The 20,034-nt window shown below is 72.0% G+C and carries 16 protein-coding genes and 1 CRISPR repeat array; of the genes, 8 read left to right on the plus strand and 8 right to left on the minus strand.

Annotated features, from left to right (window positions below; translation table 11 throughout):
* Positions 1 to 86: 86 nt before the first annotated feature.
* Positions 87 to 4,223, minus strand: coding sequence for a polymorphic toxin-type HINT domain-containing protein (locus BX285_RS33365; RefSeq protein ID WP_183107321.1), 4,137 nt, complete (start codon positions 4,221 to 4,223; stop codon positions 87 to 89).
* A 481-nt stretch (positions 4,224 to 4,704) separates the two neighbouring features.
* Here BX285_RS33365 and BX285_RS33370 point away from each other — a divergent pair, with 481 nt between their 5' ends.
* The 4 genes from BX285_RS33370 (at position 4,705) to BX285_RS33385 (ending at position 8,247) form a co-directional block, all read left to right on the plus strand.
* Positions 4,705 to 5,199 carry a hypothetical protein gene (locus BX285_RS33370; protein ID WP_097240532.1) on the plus strand — a complete coding sequence of 165 codons (495 nt, stop codon included), beginning with the start codon at positions 4,705 to 4,707 and terminating at the stop codon, positions 5,197 to 5,199.
* A gap of 40 nt (positions 5,200 to 5,239) precedes the next feature.
* Positions 5,240 to 5,758, plus strand: a complete 519-nt coding sequence (locus tag BX285_RS37700) for a hypothetical protein (RefSeq protein ID WP_183107322.1) — start codon at positions 5,240 to 5,242, stop codon at positions 5,756 to 5,758.
* A 43-nt stretch (positions 5,759 to 5,801) separates the two neighbouring features.
* Positions 5,802 to 7,445, plus strand: coding sequence for a trypsin-like serine protease (locus BX285_RS33380; protein ID WP_121179349.1), 1,644 nt, complete (start codon positions 5,802 to 5,804; stop codon positions 7,443 to 7,445).
* Positions 7,446 to 7,608: 163 nt separating this feature from the next.
* Positions 7,609 to 8,247, plus strand: a complete 639-nt coding sequence (locus BX285_RS33385) for a GPP34 family phosphoprotein (RefSeq protein WP_121179350.1) — start codon at positions 7,609 to 7,611, stop codon at positions 8,245 to 8,247.
* A 209-nt stretch (positions 8,248 to 8,456) separates the two neighbouring features.
* Here BX285_RS33385 and BX285_RS33390 read toward each other — a convergent pair whose 3' ends face one another.
* On the minus strand, positions 8,457 to 9,962 hold the full coding sequence (locus BX285_RS33390; RefSeq protein ID WP_398901848.1) for an alpha/beta hydrolase family protein: 1,506 nt from the start codon (positions 9,960 to 9,962) through the stop codon (positions 8,457 to 8,459).
* A gap of 318 nt (positions 9,963 to 10,280) precedes the next feature.
* Between BX285_RS33390 and BX285_RS33395 the strand changes: the two genes are divergently transcribed.
* Both BX285_RS33395 and BX285_RS33400 read left to right on the plus strand, forming a co-directional pair.
* Positions 10,281 to 11,495, plus strand: a complete 1,215-nt coding sequence (locus BX285_RS33395; RefSeq protein WP_121179567.1) for a sensor histidine kinase — start codon at positions 10,281 to 10,283, stop codon at positions 11,493 to 11,495.
* Positions 11,492 to 12,157: a response regulator transcription factor gene (locus BX285_RS33400; protein WP_097241154.1), complete on the plus strand. Its 666-nt coding sequence runs from the start codon at positions 11,492 to 11,494 to the stop codon at positions 12,155 to 12,157. Before BX285_RS33395 ends, BX285_RS33400 begins: the two co-directional genes overlap by 4 nt.
* Positions 12,158 to 12,239: 82 nt before the next feature.
* Positions 12,240 to 12,634: a CRISPR direct-repeat array (repeat unit 29 nt; unit sequence CGGCTGACCCCCGCGGGTGCGGGGAGGAC).
* A 206-nt stretch (positions 12,635 to 12,840) separates the two neighbouring features.
* On the opposite strand, the gene BX285_RS36965 is transcribed toward BX285_RS33400, so the two are convergent.
* From BX285_RS36965 to BX285_RS33425, 4 genes are all read right to left on the minus strand, one after another.
* On the minus strand, positions 12,841 to 14,025 hold the full coding sequence (locus BX285_RS36965; RefSeq protein ID WP_147465278.1) for a hypothetical protein: 1,185 nt from the start codon (positions 14,023 to 14,025) through the stop codon (positions 12,841 to 12,843).
* Entirely contained in the window at positions 14,025 to 14,663 is a 639-nt protein-coding gene (locus BX285_RS33415; protein WP_218893225.1) for a ParA family protein, read from the minus strand. Before BX285_RS33415 ends, BX285_RS36965 begins: the two co-directional genes overlap by 1 nt.
* A 489-nt stretch (positions 14,664 to 15,152) precedes the next feature.
* A complete protein-coding gene (locus BX285_RS33420) occupies positions 15,153 to 15,593 on the minus strand; it encodes a hypothetical protein (protein WP_257033242.1) in 441 nt (146 codons plus the stop codon).
* Positions 15,594 to 15,820: 227 nt separating this feature from the next.
* Positions 15,821 to 16,240, minus strand: coding sequence for a MarR family winged helix-turn-helix transcriptional regulator (locus tag BX285_RS33425; RefSeq protein WP_097241200.1), 420 nt, complete (start codon positions 16,238 to 16,240; stop codon positions 15,821 to 15,823).
* Between the two features lie 99 nt (positions 16,241 to 16,339).
* Here BX285_RS33425 and BX285_RS33430 point away from each other — a divergent pair, with 99 nt between their 5' ends.
* Positions 16,340 to 17,170 (plus strand): SDR family oxidoreductase, encoded by an 831-nt coding sequence (locus tag BX285_RS33430; protein ID WP_097241152.1) that lies wholly within the window; start codon positions 16,340 to 16,342, stop codon positions 17,168 to 17,170.
* 104 nt (positions 17,171 to 17,274) lie between these two features.
* On the opposite strand, the gene BX285_RS33435 is transcribed toward BX285_RS33430, so the two are convergent.
* On the minus strand, positions 17,275 to 18,321 hold the full coding sequence (locus BX285_RS33435; protein ID WP_183107323.1) for a polyprenyl synthetase family protein: 1,047 nt from the start codon (positions 18,319 to 18,321) through the stop codon (positions 17,275 to 17,277).
* Positions 18,322 to 18,624: 303 nt separating this feature from the next.
* Between BX285_RS33435 and BX285_RS33440 the strand changes: the two genes are divergently transcribed.
* Complete coding sequence (locus tag BX285_RS33440) at positions 18,625 to 19,257, plus strand: HAD family acid phosphatase (RefSeq protein WP_121179355.1); 633 nt, start codon at positions 18,625 to 18,627, stop codon at positions 19,255 to 19,257.
* A gap of 295 nt (positions 19,258 to 19,552) precedes the next feature.
* Here BX285_RS33440 and BX285_RS33445 read toward each other — a convergent pair whose 3' ends face one another.
* On the minus strand, positions 19,553 to 19,978 hold the full coding sequence (locus BX285_RS33445) for a hypothetical protein (protein WP_121179356.1): 426 nt from the start codon (positions 19,976 to 19,978) through the stop codon (positions 19,553 to 19,555).
* Positions 19,979 to 20,034: the final 56 nt, after the last annotated feature.

Consider the following 20,034-nt stretch of genomic DNA (forward strand, 5'->3'; position numbering starts at 1 on the left):
ATGACCGGCCGGTGGGGCGGCCGCCGTGGAAAGCGGCAGCCCCACCGGCCGCGGGGGAGTCGGCCCGAGGGCCGGTCAGCCCGGGGTCAGGCCCACTCGAAGATCCAGGCCTTCTGCCATTTGGCTTCCTGCCACTTCGGTTCCGGGACGCTGATCAACTTTCCGTCCTTGTCGTAGAACTTGAACTTACTCCACGGCACCCTCTCGCCGATCACGGCCCGGGCGATCCACGACATCTCCTCCTGGGTGGCCTTGGCCCCCGCTGCCGAGCCCCCGAGGCCGGTCACGGCCATCTGCTCGAAGTCGCCCTCGAATTCCTTCATGTTGACGTGGATGTCGATCTTGGGGTCGTCGATGGCGCTCTTGACGTATCCCCGCCAGGTCTTCTCGAACTCCGGCTTCATGAAGTGGGTGAACCCGAGACCCTCAGCCCACTTGGCGGTACCGGCCGCCTGGTAGCCGAGGGCGACCGCTGTGACGGCGCAGTTGTTGTTGTGGACGAGGACCGGGGTGTCGCCCGCCAGCACGTAGTACGTGTGCAGGTCGGCGACGGTGAGGTTGTAGGCGGCCTGCAGGCCCTCCCACTGCCGGGTCGCACTGATCGTCGCCTGCTGCCCGGAGGGGGTCAGCAGGGAATCCCCGGCCCGCAGACGCGAGGCGTCGGCCCAGGCTCGCTCGGAGGCGTTCCAGAAGCGGTGGCTGCTGGTGGAGGTGAGCGAACCGCCGTCGGCCAGGGTCACGTCCGTGAACTGGCGGTCGTCGGGGGTGTAGATGGTGGCGTCGACCTTTTGGCCCGCGCTCTGCCCCGTGAGCGGGTCAGTGGCCAGGACGGTGTCGCCGACCCTGATGGTCTCGATGGGCTTGTGGCTGCCGTCGCCCATGAGGACCGGGGTGCCGGCCGGGAAGCTGTTCGGCGAGGGGCAGCTCGGAGGGATCCGAGTGACCAGCTTCTTGATGAACGTGACGGCCTTCTCGCCCCAGGAGCCGAACTTCTTGGCCCACTGGGCGAGCTTGGCGACGGCCGCGCCGTCACCGATGAAGGGGATCGCGCCGATGCAGGAGGTGATGGCGTCGGCGGTGCGGCCTTCGACGGCGTAGTAGGCGCAGTTGATCAGGTCGGCGATGTCGGCGAGGCCGGGGGCGATGACTCCGCCGGCGCCTCCGATGATGTCGAGGGTGAGGTGGATGCTCTCGGAGAACAGGTGGTAGATGGCGCTGACGGTCTCGCTGTCCTCCTTCTCCTTCTTGATCTCCTCCTCGATCGCCGAGACCTGGGAGTCCTTCTCCTTGGCCTTCTGCTCGTCGGCGGCCTTCTGATCGGCGGCTTCCTGCTTGCGCAGTCGGTCCGCTTCCGCGCGTGCCGCTTCCATGGCCTCGCGCTTGGCCTTCTCCTCGGCTTCGTGCCTGGCCTCGTAGGTGCCGAACGCGTCGTCGGCGGCGGCCTGGGCGGCCGTGGCGTCCTTGCCCGCGGCTTCGGCCGAAGCCCGTGCCGACGCAGCGGAACTGTACGCATCGGACGCGGAGCGTCGGGCCGCGCTCGCCGACTGTGCCGCCCGCTGGGCCGAGTAGGTGGCCAGAGCGGCGTCGTGCCGGGCTGAGCCGGCGGCGGCGTTGGCGCTCTTCGCGGACTGGGCGGCGTTGGTGGCGCTGGTCTGGGCGGCGTCGGCGGCGGCCTGGGCCTTGGTGACCTGGTCTGCGGCCGTGTTCGCGGACTGCTGGGCGTTGCCGGCGTAGCCGGCGGCCTCGGCTGCGGCGCCGCGGGCGAGGGCGGCGACGCGCTGGGCTTCGGCCGCGTTCTTCTGGGCGGTGGCGGCGGCCGCGCTGGCCTGGGCGATCAGGCCGGTGACGTCCGCGACGTGGACGGCGGTGAGGCGGTCCTTCTGCTGGGCGGTGTACTGGCCCTGCGCCACGAACGAGCGCAGTTTGACGGCGGGGCCTTCGAGGGCGATCCGTGCGGCGGCCTTGAGTTCGGGTTCGGTGTCGGGGGCGTCGGCGAGCCGGGTCGCGGTGAGGCGGTCGTCGGCGGCCTGGGCGTCGCTGAGGCCCTTGTCGAGGAAGTCGCGCAGCGCTTCGGGGGTGTTGGTGCGCAGCGCGGTGTCGCCGGCGGTCTTGACGGCGGGGCCGGCCTTGTCGAGGAGGCGGGTGATCGTCAGCCGGTTGTTGGGCGCCGCGGCCTCGTACTGGCCGCTGTTCAGGAACGCGCCGATCTTCGCCGCGTCACCTTGGAGGGCGGTGTAGGCCGCCGTGCGAACGGCCGGGTTCTCGTCGTCCTGGTAGATCTGGGTGGCGCGATCCTGTGCGTCGTGCTCCTCGGCGGCCTGGCGGCCGGTTTTGAGGTAGGCGAAGACGGCGGTGTCGTTGCCGGTGAGGGCGGCTTCGGCGGCTGCTTCTCCCCAGGATCCGGAGATCTTGCGGGAGAGGAGGGCGAGTTTGCGGCCGTCGGTGGCGACCTGCTGGGGAGTGGTGCCGGGCTGGTTGACGGCCTGGGCGAGGCGGTCGGCCTCGGCGCGGGCGTTCTGGACCTGCTGGCGGGCCTGTTCGGTCTCGGCCTGCTTGTCGCTCTCGTCGGCGCGGGCCTTGCGCGCGGTCTCGATCGCGGCCCCGCTCCGGTTGGCCAGGTCCTCTGCCTCGGTGCGGCGGGCCAGGTCCTGGACGGCACCGGCCTTGTCGACGGCGGTCTGCGCGTCCCCGGCGAAGCCGGAGGCGGCGTTGGCGTGGTCGGTGGACTCCTGCGCGGCGTTGGCGCTCTGCCCCGCGTGGTCCGCCGCGTCCCGCGCGGCCTGCGCGGCCGCACTGGCGTGTGCGGCCGCCGAGACCAGCAGCGTCCTCGCGGCATCGGCCTGACCGGCGGCCTCCTCGGCCAGCTTCTGCGACGCGGTGGCGGCACGTCCGGCCTCCGCGGCCTGACGACGCGTCGCCTCCGCCGCCCGCTTGGCCCTCACGGACTGACCGCCCGCACTGTCCGCATACGCCCCGGCCTGATCGGCCGAACCCGCCGCCGCATCCGCATTGCCCCTGGCACTGAGCGCAGCCCCGGCGGCATCCTTGCTGCTCGCCGCAGCCTTGTTCGCCTCCACCAGCGTGGCCTGCGCATCCGCAGCGATCTTCGCCGCCGCATCCGCCGCATCCGCCGCCACCCGCGCCTCATGCGCCTTGCCCGCATCACCGGCGGCAGCTGCCGCGGCGGTGCGGGCGTTGGCGGCAGCCCGCTGCGCACCGGCTGCGGCGGCGGCCGCGTTGGAGGCCGCGTAGGCGGCGGCGCGGGCGGAGGCGTTGGCCGAACGCGCCGCGGTGATCGCGGTCTGCGCGGCCTGCCCGGCCCGCTCCGCCGCCGTGGCCGCGTTGTTGGCGGCCGCGGTGGCCTTGGCGGTGTCACTGCCCGCGGCCTGCGTCTCGGCCGCCGCCCGCGCGGCATCGTCCTTCGCCAGCTGCGAGTTCGCAACGGCCTTGTCCTTGGCCTCCACCGCCGCAGCCGTCTCGGCGGCGGCCTGCGCGCCCGCGTCCTTGGCCTGCTGGGCCAGCTGCGCGATGCTCGCGCGTTCCATGTCGCGGTTCTGCGCGATGTACTGTCCGACCGTCAGGAAGTCCCGGACGTCCTCGATCGAGCCGTTCAACGCCGCCCGCGCCGCGGCCTGCGTGTTCGCACCACCCGCACTCAGGACCTGGACCAGCTTCACCCGGTCGTCCGCGTCCTTCGCCGCGAACTGCCCCTCCGTCAGGAACCGCTGAAGGTCGTCACTGCTGCCACGCAACGCCGTATCGGCCGCCGCCTGCACACCCCGACCCGCACCCAGCGCAGGATCCGCGATCCGCGTGATCCACAGCCGGCGATCGGCATCCAGCGGCAACTGCCAGCCGCTCTGCAGGAAGGTCTGCAGTTCGGCCGCGGTGCCGTCGAGCGCGTTGCCCGCCGCCTCACGGACCTTCGGACCACCCAGACTCGCGATCTGGGTGGCAGCCAGCAGATCATCCGCATGCTGCGCACCGGCCAGATCACTGTCCAGGAACCGCTTCACGTCCTGGTCGGACCCGGCCAGCGCCGCCTCCGCCAGCGTGTGCACGCTCGGCCCGCCCTTGAGCCACGCCTGCAGCGCCCGCTCGCGGTCGCTCGGCTGCTGCACCTGCCCGCCGGTCGGCTCGGCAGCGACGGCGTTCGGCAGCCCCGTCCCCACCAGACCCGTCACCAGCGCGAGCGGCAACAGGCCCAGGGAAAGCCTGCCCAACAGCGGCGGCCTTCCCCTCCCCCCTCGCCGGCGTGAACGGGATATCGGATGACGCACCAGGAACCTCCACTGTCGATGTCGGCCGAATAAGGCCGCAGCGGAGCTTACCGGCAGATCACGCCACAACAGAAAGCGTACGAAGTCACGAGGTTGGGGAGTAAAGGAAGAGAAATGAACAACAGTTCTCGGCGCATAGTCAGTAAATTCCGACGCATCGTCAGCAAGCGCCCAGGCTGTTCGAAAACGTGACATAGTGCCTGCTCAGAACCGGGTCGGAAGTTGGCGTAATGTCAGGCTGTCTGGTTCGATGGCCCGGATTCCGTTGTGATCGCCGGGGGTGGCGAAGCGATCGTTCCGAGGTGTCCTCCGCCCCCCTTGACGCGCCGTCCCAGCGAGTCGGTCCGCCTGCCGTCCAGGTCGGTTCACCGCATTCCGAGGACCCGCCCAACGGGCAACACGAGATGAACGAAGAGGAATAGTCATGGCAAAGCACGTGTCCCGGTGGATCGCCGCCGGCGCCGTCGCGGTGGCGACCACGCTCGGCGCCACCGCGCTCGCCTCGGCCGAGGGCACCCCCGCGGACAACTCCACCGCACCGCCCGCGGTCGAGGACTTCACCTACCCCGGCCCGGCCCCCTACAGCAACGTCAAGCTGCTGCGCGGCGACGGCCACATCCTGCTGTCGGACTGCGCCGTCGACGACCAGATCAAGGTCCTGAGCATGGACCTGCCCAACGAGAGCGGCAACCAGATCTGCTTCCGCGCCACCACCAACACCGGCTACCTCGCCCTGGAAGTGCCGAACGTCATCCGGATCCGCACGGACGACTACGCAGTCAGCGCCAAACTCACCAGCGAAGGCGTCTCCCAGACCATCGACATCGCCAAGGGCCCCGGCGGCGCCAGCGTCGGGATCGGCAGCGGCACCGGCACCGGCAAGCCCGCAGCCCTCCTCGAACTGCGGATCATCGGCTGACCACCGCCGGCACCCGCTCACCCTCCCCCCAGGAGCCCAGGTGACCCACAACCCCCCGCGCACGGCGAAGACGACCGGCCGCACCACCGCCCGCCGATGGACGGCCGCCCTCGCCGCGACCACCGCAGCCCTCCTCGGCGCGACCGCACTCGCCGCGGCCGACACCACACCGCCCGCCGACAACTCCGCCGCACCCCCCGCCGTCGAAGACTTCGGCTACCCCGGCGCCACAACCATCACCCGCGTCAAACTCATACGCGGCGACGGACACATCCTGCTCGGCGACTGCGCCAAGCCCACCCAGATCCAGATCTGGACCCGCGCCCCGGGCAACCTGGACAACAAGATCTGCTTCACCGCCGACGGCACCACAGGCTCACTCACCCTGCAACTGCCCGACGTATTCGCCCTCCAGACCACCGGCCGCGCTATCCGGGCCGGACTCACCGCCGGCACCGCCACCCAGACCCTCGACATCCCCAAGGACGGCTTCAAGGGCACCGGCGAAGGCACCGGCAGCGCCCCGACCAGCCTCGTCGAACTCACCGTCACCGGCTGACACCGCTCCCCGCACCCCTCTCTCACCCCCGGGAACCCAACCCATGCCTCGCAACTCCTCGCCCCGCCGCCGGGCCGGCGCACTGACCGCCGCTCTCGCGACCGGCGCACTGGCCACCTTCGCCACCTCCCCGGCCGGCGCCGTGGCCGGTGACGCCGCCACCGACGGCTCCTACGCCGCAACCGCCCGGCTGGTGATCGGCGACAACCTGCGAGGCTGCACCGGTGCGCTGGTCGACCAGTACTGGGTGCTCACCGCCGCGTCCTGCTTCGCCGACGACCCGGCGCAGCCGCAGGCACTGGCCGCCGGTGCGCCGAAGTGGAAGACCACCGCCACCGTCGGTAGCACGTCGGCTCAGGTGGTGGAGCTGGCGCCGCGTCAGGACCGGGACCTGGTGATGGCCCGTCTGGCCACGCCGGTCGACGGCATCACCCCGCTGACGATCGCCACCACCGCACCGACCGCCGGGCAGACGCTGCGCGTTCCCGGGTACGGGCGCACCAAGGACGAGTGGACGCCGCTCAAGCTCCACACCGGCGCCTTCACCCTCGACACCGTGAGCACCGCCGGCATCGGTACCACCGGCACCGGCGGCGCGGCGATCTGCAAGGGCGACACCGGCGCCCCCGTGATCCGCGAGACGGGCGGCAAGGCCGAACTCCTCGCCGTGGCCTCCCGCTCCTGGCAGGGCGGCTGCCTGGGCACCCCGGCCACCGAAACCCGCACCGGCGCCTACAACACCCGCGTCGACAACGTCGCCGGCTGGATCCAGCAGACCCGGGCGAAGGCCGCCGGCTGGAAGACCCAGGCCCTGGTGCGCAGCGACGCCAACCTGTACTTCGCCAGCCGTCTCTACGACGGGTCCTGGACGCCGTACGAGGACGTCCAGGCCGCGGCCGGGAACATCGGCGGTGTGCGCGCCGTCGCGACTGCCGGCATCGACACCTCCACCCACATCATCGCCCTCGGCGGTGACGGGCACCTTCACTACGCGATCCGCAAGGGCGACGGCAGCTGGGCCCAGCGCTTCGTCGACCTCAACATCGCCCTCAACGACCTCGGCAACATCACCCAGGTCTCCATCTCCTCCATCGGCAACGACCTGCACGTGGTCGTCGTCGCCGACGACATCCTCTTCCACACCGTCCGCAACGGCGCCGGCGAGTGGAGCGCCTTCGGCGTGGTCACCGACGTCGCCGGGCCGCTCAAGGGCATCACCTCCATATCCGCTGCAGGAGCCGCCGGCGGCGAACTGCACATCGCCGCCGTGTCGGGCGGGAAGATCTACCACACCCTGCGCAACGCCGGCGGAAAGTGGGGCGCCTGGGGATCGGTCGCCAACGCCGCCGGTGCCACCGCACCCGTGACGGCCGTCGCCATCTCCCGCCAGAACAGCGACCTCAACCTCGCCCTCATCGCCAGCGACGGCCAGTACCACACCCTGCGCTTCGCCAACGGCGACTGGCAGCCGATGGCCTCCCTCGGCGGAGTCGTCGGGAACGTCACGGGCACCAGCATCAGCGCCGCCCCCGTCGACACCGACGCCCGGTTCGCCATCGCCACCACCGACAACAAGGTCCTGCTCACCGCCCGCCACGCCGACGGCACGTGGGCCACCCCCGAAAGCCTCGACGTCAGCACGATTCCCGGCAGCCACACCGGAACCGTCATCACCGGCACCCTCTGACCGACAGATCGTCACACGCCTCGGTGCGGGAGAGACCTCTCTCCCGCACCGAGGCGTTCTCAGGATCCGACAGCGGGGAGAGCGCCGCGGGGGCGCCGACGAGGCAGACTGGCAGCAGCCACCGCTCACCGCCGCCGCCGAGCCTCCGAAGGTCGGGCCACCGATGGACACCACACCGCAGGACCTGCTGGTCGTCGCCCTGGAGGCAGGGACCGGCCCTCCCCCGGAACAGGGCGACCTGTCACTCGCGCTCGCCGGCGCCGAGCTGATCGATCTGCTCGACGCCGGGGCAGTCCGACTGGACGGCACCCGGATCCTGCCCGCCGGCCCGGCGCCCGCCACGGAGGCGCTGCTGGCCGAGGCTGCAGCAACGGTCCTCCGGCAGCCGCCGTTCGAATCGGTCGAGGACTGGCTGTGGCGCCGGGGCCGAGGGCTCGCGGCCGCCTACGCGAGCGCGCTCGGCACGCCGCCCGGCACCCGCGGCCCCCGTCTCCACCCGCACCTTCGCCTCCACCGGACGGCATCGCGGGCGAAGCCCGGTGACCCCGCACCGCCCGAGTCTGCCGGACGCCGTGCGGCGATCGACCGCTGGATGTCGCGCGAGCCCGTGCTCACCGCCCTGGCAGCGGCCGCCGGCATCGCGGCGCGGTCGCCGGGCGAGCAGCCCGACATCACCGACGACGACCTGGCGGCAGTCCTCGCCACGGTCAACGACGCGGTCCGGGAACTGGACGCCGTGCGGCGGCGTCGCGCCGTCGAGGACGCAGCGTTCGACAACATCTGGCGTGGCGGGGTCGGCTGAACACGACCGGCAGGGTCGGCCGCCGGCGCTCCCGACCACCCGCGCGCCGGGGAAGACTGCCGGGGCAGCGACGAAGGCCACCGCCTGATCGACGCCAACCGCGCCCGCTTCGACGCAGGCCGCTGACCTCAGGCCGCGAACACGGCGCGCTGTCGTCCTCCTGTGCCACCGTTCCGGCACCCCGCGTGGGCCGGTGGCGGCGCGGCAGGTCAGCGGGGCGTGTCCGGGCGGTGGACGCTGAGGCTGCCGTAGGCCGACAGCGGGCCGGCCAGGTCGCCGTGCGCGTCGCCGGCCGGATCGCCGGGCGCGTGCCGCAGCGTGGCGTCCAGGAAGGCGAGCGTGGTTGCAGCGACGACGCGGGGGCTCCCGGTGCGGCCCAGGGAGCCGACGATCGAGGGCACGGGCGGCAGGTACAGCGGGCCGTCCATGAAGCTGAGGTGGGCGGCGCCGGGGACGGTGAGCCGGTAGCTCGTCGCGGTGTCGGACGCGAGGGCCTCGGTCAGGCGCGGCAGGTATCGCGGGTCGGTGCTCGGGGTGATGGCCTGGGTGAGCGCGAGCACCGGCTGGTGGAGGGCCGGGGATGCGGGACCGTGGGGGTAGCCGTCCAGGTCGATGACGGCGGCGAACCGGGGGTCCTGCCGGGCCGCCTGCAGGGCGGCGGCACCGCCCATGGAGTGGCCGGTCACCGCGGCCCGGCCGGTGTCCAGACGTCCGGCCAGCGGGTCGCGTCCGGTCAGCGGGTCACTCCCCACCACCGGGTCGGCGATCGCGCCGCGGTCCAGGCCCTCCAGCCGCGTGAGCACGAAGCCGAGATCGGCGGCCCTGACGGCCGTCCAGCCGGCCGCGAGCTCCTCGTCCGCGTCCCGGTCGCCGGTGGAGGCGGTCGCGGCGCGGATGGTCCGGCCGTCGTCCAGGACGACCGCCGCGGAGTCGTACGGGTGGTCGAGGGCGGCCACCACGTAGCCGTGGCTGGCCAGTTCCTCCGCCCAGGCGGTGTTCTGGGTGCGCACCCCGCCCGCTCCGGGGGAGAACAGCACGACGGGGAACCGTTCGCCCCCACCGGCCACCGGGGCGTTGAAGACCGCATGCGTACGGGCCCGCGGTACGCCGTCGACCAGGAAGCCGGGCAGCCCGACAGCACCGGCCAGGGCATTGGAGACGGTGCGCGCCTCCTGCTCCGTACGTCCGAGGTACTGGGCCCGCTGCGCGCCCGCGGGGCTCTTCTGCGCGGGGTACCAGAGCTGGACCAGGACCGTGCGCCGGTCGTCCGGATCGGCGGTGAAGGTCTCGGGGCGGTTCGGGTCGGTCCATTGCATCACCCGGGTGCCGACGGCGAAGGAGCCCGACGGCTCGGGGAACACGGGCACGGGAAACGCCCAGGCGGCCACCGGCCCGGCGGCGATCAGGCCGAGGCAGGCCATCGACCCCGGCAACGCCAGCCACCACCGCGCCCGCCACGCTCGCCGGCCGTCCCGGCCGGGGCGGCGCCGGAGCGTTCGGAGCAGCGGGGAGAGAGCGAACGGCAGCGCGACGGCACCACCTGCCAGCACCGGCAGCACCTGCCAGCGGATCCCCACCACACCCAGCACGATCACGGACAGCACGAACGCCGCCCCCGCCGCGATCGTGACGCGCGGACGGGCGCCAGGGGGAAGCCAGCGGGCCACCACCAGCGCGACGGCGCCCAGCACGGCAAGGAACTCCGGAAGGGACATGGACAGTCCCGGGATCGTCTCGGTCACCCCGCCATCCTCGAAGCAGCGCACACGGCGGCACATCGGCCCGCGGTCTCCGGCACATGCCACCCCGGTCGCCAACGGACACCCCGAAAAGGGCGGCCGCGGTGCGACCGCAGGAGGTACCCGCGCTCCTCCTGCGGTCGTACTCCGGCGCGGTGTCCTCCGACGGCGGGCGCATGTGCGCCGCCGCCCCCGCCACCTACCGTGGCGGGACGGGGCACGGCGGCGACGCGGGGCCGGGCCGCCAAGGTGCCGTATCGGCAAGGGACAGACAGGGACGACAGGGACGTGCTGATGACGGAGGCTGCCGCAGGGCACGACACCGCCCACCCGGTACGCCACCGGAACCGTGCACAGCGACCGACGACAACCGGGCTGCCGCCCACGAAGCCCACGCCGCTCCTGCTGCTGCTCCTGCTCCTGCTCCATGTCGCGGCCACGCGCGCACCGCACGAGCTCCCGGCAGCCGCGGCCCTCACCGTCGCCCTCACGCTGCCCCTGTTGTGGCGGCAGCGTGCCCCACGCGCGGTGTTCGGCGCCGTCGCAGCCGCAGCCTTCGTCCAGTGGCTGGCGAACGTCCAACTGCCCTCGGACGCCGCGCTGTTGGTGGCTCTGTACACGGTGGCCGCGCACGTGGGCGGACGCGCGGCACTCGTCGCCGGCGCCGTCGTCGAGGGTGGGGCCCTGCTGGCGTGCCTGCGCTGGGCGACGGAAGGAGCATTCCTGGCCCCCTTCCTCGCACTGACCGCGACCGTCGTCGCCACCGTCGCCCTGGGCATGAACGCGCGGACCGCGCGCGCCTACCTCGCCGCCCTGGAGGAACGGGCCGCACGCCTGGAGCAACACCAGGACCAGCAGGCACGACTGGCCGTCGCCGAGGAACGCACCCGCATCGCCCGGGAGATGCACGACATCGTCACCCACAACCTGTCCGTCATGGTCGCCCTCACCGACGCCGCCGTCCAGACGCAGCACCGCTCACCCGACCGGACGACCACCGCGATGCTCCAGGTCTCCGAGACCGGCCGGCAGGCCCTGACCGACATGCGGCGCTCGCTCGGCATCCTGCGGACCGACGAACCCGACGCGCAGCGCCACCCCCTGCCCGGCATCGCCCAACTCGACACCCTCGCCGACCGGATGCGCGCCACCGGGCTGCCGACCCGCCTCGACATCCTCGGCAGCCACTCCCACGTGCCTGCCACCGCCCAACTGACCGTCTACCGCCTGGTACAGGAAGCCTTGACCAACACCCTCCAACACACCCCCGCCGGCACCCGCGCCGACGTCCGGATCCAGTGCTCCGCCGCAACCCTCACCGTGGACATCACCGACAACGGCCCCCACCTCCCCGGCTCGTCCACCTCGTCCGCTCCGTCCGGCCAGGGCATCCCCGGCATGCGCGAGCGCTCGGCCGCCTACGGCGGGACACTGCGCGCCGGACCGCTCCCGGGCGGCGGCTGGAACGTCCACACCCGCCTCCACCTCGACGGAGCAGCTCCCGCATGACGATCCGCATCCTGATCGCCGACGACGAAGCGCTGCTCCGGATGGCCTTCAGCACGATCCTGGACGCCCAGCCCGACATGACACCCGTCGGCGAGGCCGCGGACGGCGCCGAGGCCGTACGCCTCACCCGGGAACTGCGCCCCGACGTCGTCCTGATGGACGTCCGGATGCCCGGGACCGACGGCATCGAGGCGACCCACCGGCTCACCCAGATCTCCCCGAGGAGCAAGGTACTGATCCTCACCACCTTCGACCTCGACGAATACGCCTTCGCCGGACTCGCCGCCGGCGCCTCCGGCTTCCTGCTGAAGAACGCCAGGCCCGAGGAACTCCTCACCGCGATACGCAACGTGGCCGCGGGCGACGCCGCTCTCGCCCCGAGGATCACCCGCCGCCTGCTCGACGACCTCCGGCCGTACCTCCCCCACGGGAGCCGCACCGACCACCACGACGAACGACTCAGCCGGCTCAGCACGCGCGAACGCGACGTCCTCGTCAAGGTGGGTAGCGGCCTGTCCAACGCCGAGATCGCGGCCGCCCTGCACCTCGCCGAGGCGACCGTGAAGGCCCACCTCGGGCGGATCCTGCAGAAACTCGGACTCCGCGACCGGATCCAGGCCGTCGTCTTCGCCTACGACAGCCGCCTCGTCCACCCGGCCTGACACCACCGTCAGGCCGTGGCAACACCAGGAAGGCCCCGGCGACGGAAACTCCCATCGGACACCTCCGGACCATCCGTACGAACGGCAGACCCCCGCGGTGCGGGGAGGACCTGATTCCGCCGATCTCCGCGATCCTCGGGTTCGGCTGACCCCCGCGGGTGCGGGGAGGACGGCCCGGGCCCCCAGTTCACCGAGGCGGACCGCGGCTGACCCCCGCGGGTGCGGGGAGGACGGCTACCAGGTCGCCATGCGGCACTTCACCAACGGCTGACCCCCGCGGGTGCGGGGAGGACAGTACACGCTTACGGGCTCCGACCTGCTAAGTCGGCTGACCCCCGCGGGTGCGGGGAGGACGGCCGCATGCCATGCCGACACGGCTATTTTCGCGGCTGACCCCCGCGGGTGCGGGGAGGACGCCGATGGGCGGCTGGTGCGTCGGCCGGACCGCGGCTGACCCCCGCGGGTGCGGGGAGGACGCTTTCTGACCTGCGGTGTAGTGGCGGCTTTGCTGTTTCTTGACTGAGGGGGCGTCGGCTTCGGGGTGCTTGTCGATGTGGTGGGCTGTTGAGGAGTCAAGGAGCTCCGGACATCGTGTCACCTGTGTCTGACAGTGTGTCGGCCTCGACGCGTTGTGGTGTCCCGCCCCCCACCCACTGGGCGGGGGGCGGGACACCAGGGGGTTGTCAGCTGCTGGTGGTCAGCAGGCGGTTGGCGAGGGCGTCGGCGAGGCGGTAGGCCTCGTCGGCGGAGAGGGTGCGGCAGATGGCGTCTGCCAGTTCCTCGACGTCATGCCAGTCGACGTTGCCGAGGCCTGTGGTCTGCGGGGTGGTGGTCGCCGGCTGTTCGTCGGTCGACGGGGCCACGGCGCGCTGCTCGGGCATCGGGAGGGGGTCGGAATTTTCCGCGGAAAATCGGTCGGGGTCCGCAGCGGAGACGGGTTCGGGCTTGGGCTCGGTGCTCGGCACCGGTGCAGCGGGAGCTGACGGCTTGGTCACCGGCTTTGCGGCCGCAGGTGCCGGTGCCGGTGCCGGTGCCGGTGCCGGTGCCGGCGCAGGCGCAACCGCCGCCGGCACGTCGGCGGGGGCAGCGGCAGGGGCTGCCTTGACCGCCGCCTTCGCCTCCTGCCGCGCCGCCCGCTTGGCGAGCACCGCGTCGGCGTCGGCCTGGAGCAGCTGTTCCAGCTGTTCCGTCTGCTGGGCCTGGGACATGTCCTCGATGCCCTTCACCGATCCCAGCCGCCGCGCGACGTTGATGGAGATGCCCTCCTCGCCGCGCGCCTTGGCCCGCACCTGCCGCTGGAGTTCCGGGTGGAGCTTCAGCAGGTTCTTGCGGTGGGAGATCCAGCTCTGGGACCAGCCTTCCGCTTCGGCGGCTTCCTTGGCGGTCGGGTACTGCGCCACGATGAGCAGGACCGCGTTGGCCTCCTCGATCGGGTCGAAGTCCTTGCGCGCCATGTTCTCGTCCAGCGCGGCTCGCAGCAGGGTCGCCTTGGACTCGGCGACCGAGTCGTCGACGACGACGAGCAGCTGTTCTCGCCCGTACAGCGCGGCCGCGGCGCGGCGGCGGTTGCCGTTGATGACGATGACGTCCTGCGGGCCCGCGCCGAGGGTCTGCCGGTCCTCCGGCCACAGCCGCAGGTAGGCGGCGGGGGTGACGGCGAGGCAGCTCTGGAGCTGGCGGTCCTTGATGCTCGCCAGGTCGGAGAGGTCGCCCAGTTCGTCGCGGGGGTTGCGCGGGTTGGGGAGGCAGTTGGCGGTGGGGATCCACCGGGCGGGGGTGTCGGCGGCGCTCTTGGCGCTGTCCACACCGGGGGCGTCGACCACCGGGTCGGTGGCCATCGAGGCGAAGGAGACGCGACGGCCTGCCATCAGCGACCCCCGTAACCGAGTTCGAGGGAGAGGCGGAAGAAGTCCTCGCGGGCCCGGTAGGCGGTGCCGCTCTCCTTGTACTGGGTGACGACGGTGCCTTCGGCGACCGCGCGCGAGTGGATCTTGTAGCGGCGCAGGACGGTCTTGGCGCGGGGCCAACCCCTCGCCGCGATGTACGCCTCGGTGTCTTCGAGGTCGGCGCGGCCGTCCCGCGGGTCCCAGTTGTTGACGACGATCCGGAAGGGGATGTCCATCGGCTCGATGACCTTCTGGATGGTCCGGGCCGTCGGGTCGAAGCACAGCGGCTCGGTGATCATCGGGACGAGGACGTCGTCCGCGATCTCCAGGGCGTTGCGCAGGATCTGCTCGTCCGCCAGGGTGCCCGGCGTGTCGATGAAGATGTGCTGGTACTCGTCCTTCTCGCCGAGGACGTCGAAGGTGCACGCCGCGAGGTTGACCGTGGTGGTGGTCTTGCCCACGCCGCCCTTCTGGTTGGCGATGACGTGGATCTTCGCGCCGGTCTTCTTGAGGTGGACGAGCTGTTCGGCCTGGTCGTGCGCCGCCATGAAGTCGAACGGCAGGTTGTCCCCGACCCGCTCGGCCCAGACGACGGCGGACCCCTGGGGGTCGGTGGACACGACAAGCACTGATGGCTTCATGATGTTCCGTTCTCTCCGTGGGCTTCCCGGGTGGTGTTGCCCGGTACTTCGGAATGCCCGCCGCTCAGAGCCATTGGACGGCGGACGGGGAACAGCATTCCAGATGATCAACTGAGAGCTCGACACGACCCGCGTGCGTTTGCGCACAATGATCGGTTTCGTGGGCCGGTTACGGGGGCCGATTCCGTGTCGGAAGCCGTGTCGGAAGCCGTGTCCGGAGCCGCGTTGGAAGCTGAGTCCCGTCCCGCCCGAGTGCTCGGCCGTGCACGCACGGCGGAGGGGGGAGGAAACACGGAAAGGCGGTGTGAATGGGGTGGTCGTGACCGGCGGGTGGGGCGTGCGAATAATGCCTGCCGTGACTTCCGGCATGGGCGGGCTGTTCCCGGGGCGACGGCGCCGTCGAAAGGGGGGAGCCCGGGCTCGGTGTCTTCGTCGGGCCCGGGCTCCTGTGGGGTCGGCCGGTCCCCGTCAGACCTTGATGGTGAGCCAGGCGCCGAGGCCGCTGCAGCCGCGGGCGTCGTAGGAGGTGCTGCGGTAGCCGGCGGGGATCGGGGAGTACGGGCAGGTCCAGATGCCGTTGCGGACCAGTTCGTGGAACCAGGCGCCGACGCCGCTGCAGCCGCGGGAGTCGTAGTTCGTCAGGACGTAGCCGGAGACGATCGGTGAGCCGGAGCAGGTCCAGAGGCGGTTCTGGGCGGGCTGCTGGAACCAGGCGCCGTGGTTGTTGCAGCCACTGGCGTCGTACATGGTGATGACGTAGCCGGCCGGAACGGGCGCTCCGGAGCAGCTCCAGCCGCCGGTGGCGGAGGCGGTGCCGGCCGTCGTGCCGGTGAGGGCGGCCGCGAGGACGGCGACCGTGGCGGCCGCCCTTGCGGCCCGGGTGGTCAGCTGACGGAGGATCCTGGTCACGGTGACACCGTTCCGTTCGGTCTGCTCCCCTGCTGCGGGTACGGCCGCGGGGGAGGGCGTAACAACGGGGACGGGCCGCACCCTAGCGACGGGTGATCGGTTGCGGATAGGTCTGGATCGAAGGATCGGCGCACCTGACCGAAAACGATCGGGTCGGCGGGTGCGGGGGGCCTTGCGGGTGTGCAGGACGGCGGCGCCCGGGATCCCGGGTGGGTGGCACGGCGCCGTCAGGCCTCCAGGACCAGGTGCAGCAGTGCGCGCAGGTCCTCGCGCTGGCCCGTGCTGAGCCTGGCCAGGGGGTCGGCGGCGAAGGGCATCCGGGTGCGCAGGTCGGCGGCGACGCTGCGCCCCGCTTCGGTGGCGGCGACGCGCTTGACCCGGCGGTCGCCCGGGTCGACGCTGCGCTCCACCAGGCCCCGGGACTCCAGTCGGTCGATGATCACCGTCACGTTGGACGGCTCGGCGTGCAGCCGCTCCGCGATCCGGCGGGTCGGGACCGGCTCCTCGGCGGCGAGCAGCGCCTTGGCCTGCAGCGACGTGAGGTCGTGGGTCGCCGCGGCGGCCTCGAACTCCTTGGCGTAGCGGCGGGTGACGGCCGCGATGAGGCCGACGATCTCCCGGGTGAGCTCATCCGGTGGCTGGGACATGCCGTCCAGCATACCGAGGTACTTGACAGGCTGAACTATCGGGGAGCATAGTTATGACCCATATTGGTTATGGAGCATAAGTAAGAGGGAGTTCCCGCCATGACTACGGCGACCACCAAGACCGTCCTGATCACCGGCACCTCCTCCGGCATCGGCCTGGCCACCGCCGTCGCCGCCGCACGCAGCGGCTGGCACGTGATCGCCACCATGCGCGACACCACCAAGGCGGACGCGCTGCTGGCGGCGGCAGCGGAAGCCGGGGTCACCGTGGACGTCCGGGCCCTGGACGTGACCGACCCGGCCTCCGTCGAGGCCTGCCTGTCCGGCCTCGACCGGCTGGACGCGCTGGTCAACAACGCCGGCGCGGGCCACGTCGGCACCCTGGAGCAGGAGAGCGTCGAGGACGTCCGCGCCGTGATGGAGGTCAACTTCTTCGGCGTCCTGCACGTCACCAAGGCCGCCCTGCCCCTGCTGCGGGCGAGCAAGGGCCGGCTGCTGACCGTCACCAGCGTCGGCGGCGTGGTCGGCCAGCCCTTCAACGAGGCCTACTGCGCCGCCAAGTTCGCCGTCGAGGGCTACATGGAATCCCTCGCGCCGGTCGCCGCCACCGCCGGCGTGTCCGTCAGCGTGGTCGAACCGGGCGCGGTGGCCAGCGAGTTCGTCAGCAACGTGCGCCTCGCCGAGGACCCGCTGGAGCAGGCCGGACCGTACGCACCGGCGCTGGCCGCCTACCTGGAGCGCACCCGCGGCGCCTTCGCCAACGCCCAGACCTCGCAGGACGTCGCCGCCCGGATCACCGACCTGCTCGCCGCCGAGCAGCCGCCCTTCCGCCTGCTCACCTCCGACGCCGCGCGCGCCTTCGCCGCCACCAAGCTCAAGGACCTCGACGGCTCGGCCGTCCAGACCCTGACGAGCGCCTGGGTCGCCTGAGGACGGACGGACCGTCGGTACGTCGACGAAGCCGGCGAGTTGGCGCGTCGCCGGCCCGGTCGTCGCCGCCACTCCGGCACTGCTCCGTCGCTGCTTGGGCGCCGCTATCGGCCGCTGCCGAGCACGTCGTCGGCGAGGAGGGTGAGGCGGGTGCGGCTGCCGGTGGCGGGGAGGGCGGTGAGTGCGGCACGGGCCCGGTGGAGGTGGCGTTGGGCGATGCGGTGGGCCGCGGCCATGGCGCCGGTGCGGTGGACGACCTCGTGGATCCGGCGGTGTGCGGTGTGCGTGTCCAGGCGGCCGGCGAGCATCTGCTCGATGGTGTCGCGGTCGCCGGGGCTTGCCGTCCGGTGGGCCAGCAGGATCGGGAGGGTGGGGCGGCGGTTGCGCAGGTCGCTGATGGCCGGCTTGCCGGTGGGGGAACGGTCGTGGTCGTAGGGCAGCAGGTCGTCCTGGATCTGGAACGCGGTGCCGAGTTCGTCCCCGTAGACGCCGAGCGCGTGGACCTCCTCGGGGGTGCCGCCGCCCAGGACCGCCCCGATCTGGCAGGCGCCCCGGATCCCCGCCGCGGTCTTGAGCCGGGTCATGGCGAGGTAGTCCTCCACGGTGCAGGAGGGGTCTCCGCCCAGCGCCAGTTCGACCGTCGCGCCGCGGCACAGGTCGGCGCCCATGTCGGCGAAGACGCGCAGGGCCTGGACGATCCGCTCGGTGGGGACGCCGCGGTCCTGGCATTCGGCCAGCCCCTGGAACATCGAGAAGATCATCCTGTCGCCGGCCAGGATCGCGCGGTCGATCCCGAACCGGTGCTGCACGGCGGGGCGTCCGCGCCGGGTGTCGTCCCCGTCGATGATGTCGTCGTGGATCAGGCTCGCCACGTGGCCGGCTTCGATTCCGAGCGCGGCCGGCAGCACCTGGGCCGCCGTGCCGCCGACCGCGGCCGTCGACTCCAGGCAGAGCAGCGGGCGTACGAGCTTGCCCGCCGGGAGCAGCGCGTGGCGGCAGATCGTCTCCGGCTCCTGCTGTTCGGCGCCCCAGCGCCGCTCGACCTCGGCCCGGAGCTCGTCGCGGTAGGCCGAGAGCGTGCGCCGGTACCCGGCGCGCTGGTCCGGGGTCTCGGGCTGCCGGAGGGCGGCGGATTGCAGCGGGTGGGGCATGACGATCCTCTGATCTGCTCGTGGGGACCGCCGAGTGCTCGGCAGCGGCTTCCTTGACATCCCTGATGCCCAGCGCGCCCGCACGATATGGGCAGCCAGGTCACTCGAACGGGTGGGAATGGTGCGGCGCGGGCCCGCCGAACGGCTGGGTGGGCCCCCCGCCGTTCGGCCGGAGCCGGCGCCGGGGCCGCCGATCGTCAGCAAGTTGCCACCGGATCGGCTTGATTGACGCTTCGACGGGTTCGTAGGTTGCTTACATACCGATTGTCTGATCATCAATCAGAAGAAAGCCGAGTTCCTGATATGAGCATCAAGGCCAAGCTCGTCGCCACCGTGGCCCTGACGGCGGCGATCACCGCCGGCCTCGCCGCCCCCGCGGTCGCCGCCCCGGCCGCCCCGGCCCCGGCTGTTTCCGCCGCTGCTCCTGCCGTCGCGGCCGGCAGCTCGGTGAGCGAGCAGCAGTGGCTGGCCGACGTCACCGCGGCGATCGCGCCCGCCCGCGCCTACATCGAGCAGCGCACGGCCACCCCGAAGGCGGGCGAGAAGCCCGCGATCGTCTTCGACATCGACAACACCACCCTGGCGACGCACTTCCACCCGTTCACGATGCCGGGCATAGCGCCGGTGGTGGAGCTGGCGCAGTACGCCCACGCGCGCGGGGTCACGATCATCTTCGTCACTGCGCGCCCGGGCTTCATCGAATCCGTCACCCGGTACAGCCTGCAGAAGGCCGGCTACACCGTGGACGAGCTGCGCGGACGCGACCTGGGCGACCTGACCAAGCCGGTGCAGCAGTACAAGACGGAGGAGCGGATCAAGGTCGAGAACGAGGGCTACACGATCGTCGCCAGCGTCGGCAACAACTGGACGGACCTGAACGGCGGCCACGCCGAGAAGACCTTCAAGCTGCCGGACTACGACGGCCTGCTCTCCTGACCGTTCCCGCAGTGACGCAGTGACGCAGTGACGCAGTGACGCGTCCGGGGCCCGGCCGTGGTGCCGGGCCCCGGACGATGCCTCGCCGCTACGGCGGTGGGGGAAGGCTGGTGCTCCGACCGGAAGGTTCGCCGGGTTGGTGGTTGGGGCGGTGGGCGGGGGGCTGTCCGGCGCGGGCGACGGGGCCGCCCCGGAGGCCCGATTCGGTCGGGCAGAGGGACGCCTCGAAGCCGCCCGAGGCGCAGTGGACCCAGGCGTCGCCGACGTTCATGCCGTTGTCGGTATCGAACACCTCTCAGGCCGAGGCGGTGGGGCCGCTGTAGTTGCCGGACTCGGTCGGGTAGAGCTCGATCTCGACCCCGCCGATGATGCCCATGCCGCAGCCGATGCTCGCACCGCCGTTGTTCCGGGCGCTCTGCGACCAGTCGTTCCAGTCGGTCCAGATGTTCTGGTCGGTGCAGTTGCTGACGACCTTGAGGTGGAAACGCTCGTCGGTCTTCGAGTAGCTGGTGTTCACCGACCAGGAGACCGTGGCGTGGGTCGGGTCGTTGTAGGTGAGGCAGACCCGGTACTCGGTGGCGTAGTTGCTCCACAGGTAGTCGGAGCAGTTGGTGCCGGCGTGGGCGGTGCCCGCGCCGAGCGCGATGACGCCGCCGGTCGCGAGCGCCAGCGCGGTCGCGGAGCGGGTGAGTGCGCGGAGTGCGCGGAGTGCGCGTTTCATCGTTCCCCCAAGTGAGTAGTCTCTGGTGTTCGCGAGATGGGCTGTGAGCCGTGGGC

This window comes from Streptomyces sp. 1114.5, assembly GCF_003635085.1.
GTDB lineage: Bacteria > Actinomycetota > Actinomycetes > Streptomycetales > Streptomycetaceae > Kitasatospora.

What these genes read in the sequence shown, in the direction of transcription:
- BX285_RS33425 (WP_097241200.1), bottom strand. Translation starts at nt 16,240, where the DNA reads ATGTCCCAGCCACCGGATGAGCTCACCCGGGAGATCGTCGGCCTCATC.
- BX285_RS36965 (WP_147465278.1), bottom strand. Translation starts at nt 14,025, where the DNA reads ATGGCAGGCCGTCGCGTCTCCTTCGCCTCGATGGCCACCGACCCGGTG.
- BX285_RS33390 (WP_398901848.1), bottom strand. Translation starts at nt 9,962, where the DNA reads ATGTCCCTTCCGGAGTTCCTTGCCGTGCTGGGCGCCGTCGCGCTGGTG.
- BX285_RS33435 (WP_183107323.1), bottom strand. Translation starts at nt 18,321, where the DNA reads ATGCCCCACCCGCTGCAATCCGCCGCCCTCCGGCAGCCCGAGACCCCG.
- BX285_RS33400 (WP_097241154.1), top strand. Translation starts at nt 11,492, where the DNA reads ATGACGATCCGCATCCTGATCGCCGACGACGAAGCGCTGCTCCGGATG.
- BX285_RS33445 (WP_121179356.1), bottom strand. Translation starts at nt 19,978, where the DNA reads ATGAAACGCGCACTCCGCGCACTCCGCGCACTCACCCGCTCCGCGACC.
- BX285_RS33440 (WP_121179355.1), top strand. Translation starts at nt 18,625, where the DNA reads ATGAGCATCAAGGCCAAGCTCGTCGCCACCGTGGCCCTGACGGCGGCG.
- BX285_RS33395 (WP_121179567.1), top strand. Translation starts at nt 10,281, where the DNA reads ATGACGGAGGCTGCCGCAGGGCACGACACCGCCCACCCGGTACGCCAC.
- BX285_RS33380 (WP_121179349.1), top strand. Translation starts at nt 5,802, where the DNA reads ATGCCTCGCAACTCCTCGCCCCGCCGCCGGGCCGGCGCACTGACCGCC.
- BX285_RS33385 (WP_121179350.1), top strand. Translation starts at nt 7,609, where the DNA reads ATGGACACCACACCGCAGGACCTGCTGGTCGTCGCCCTGGAGGCAGGG.
- BX285_RS33370 (WP_097240532.1), top strand. Translation starts at nt 4,705, where the DNA reads ATGGCAAAGCACGTGTCCCGGTGGATCGCCGCCGGCGCCGTCGCGGTG.
- BX285_RS33430 (WP_097241152.1), top strand. Translation starts at nt 16,340, where the DNA reads ATGACTACGGCGACCACCAAGACCGTCCTGATCACCGGCACCTCCTCC.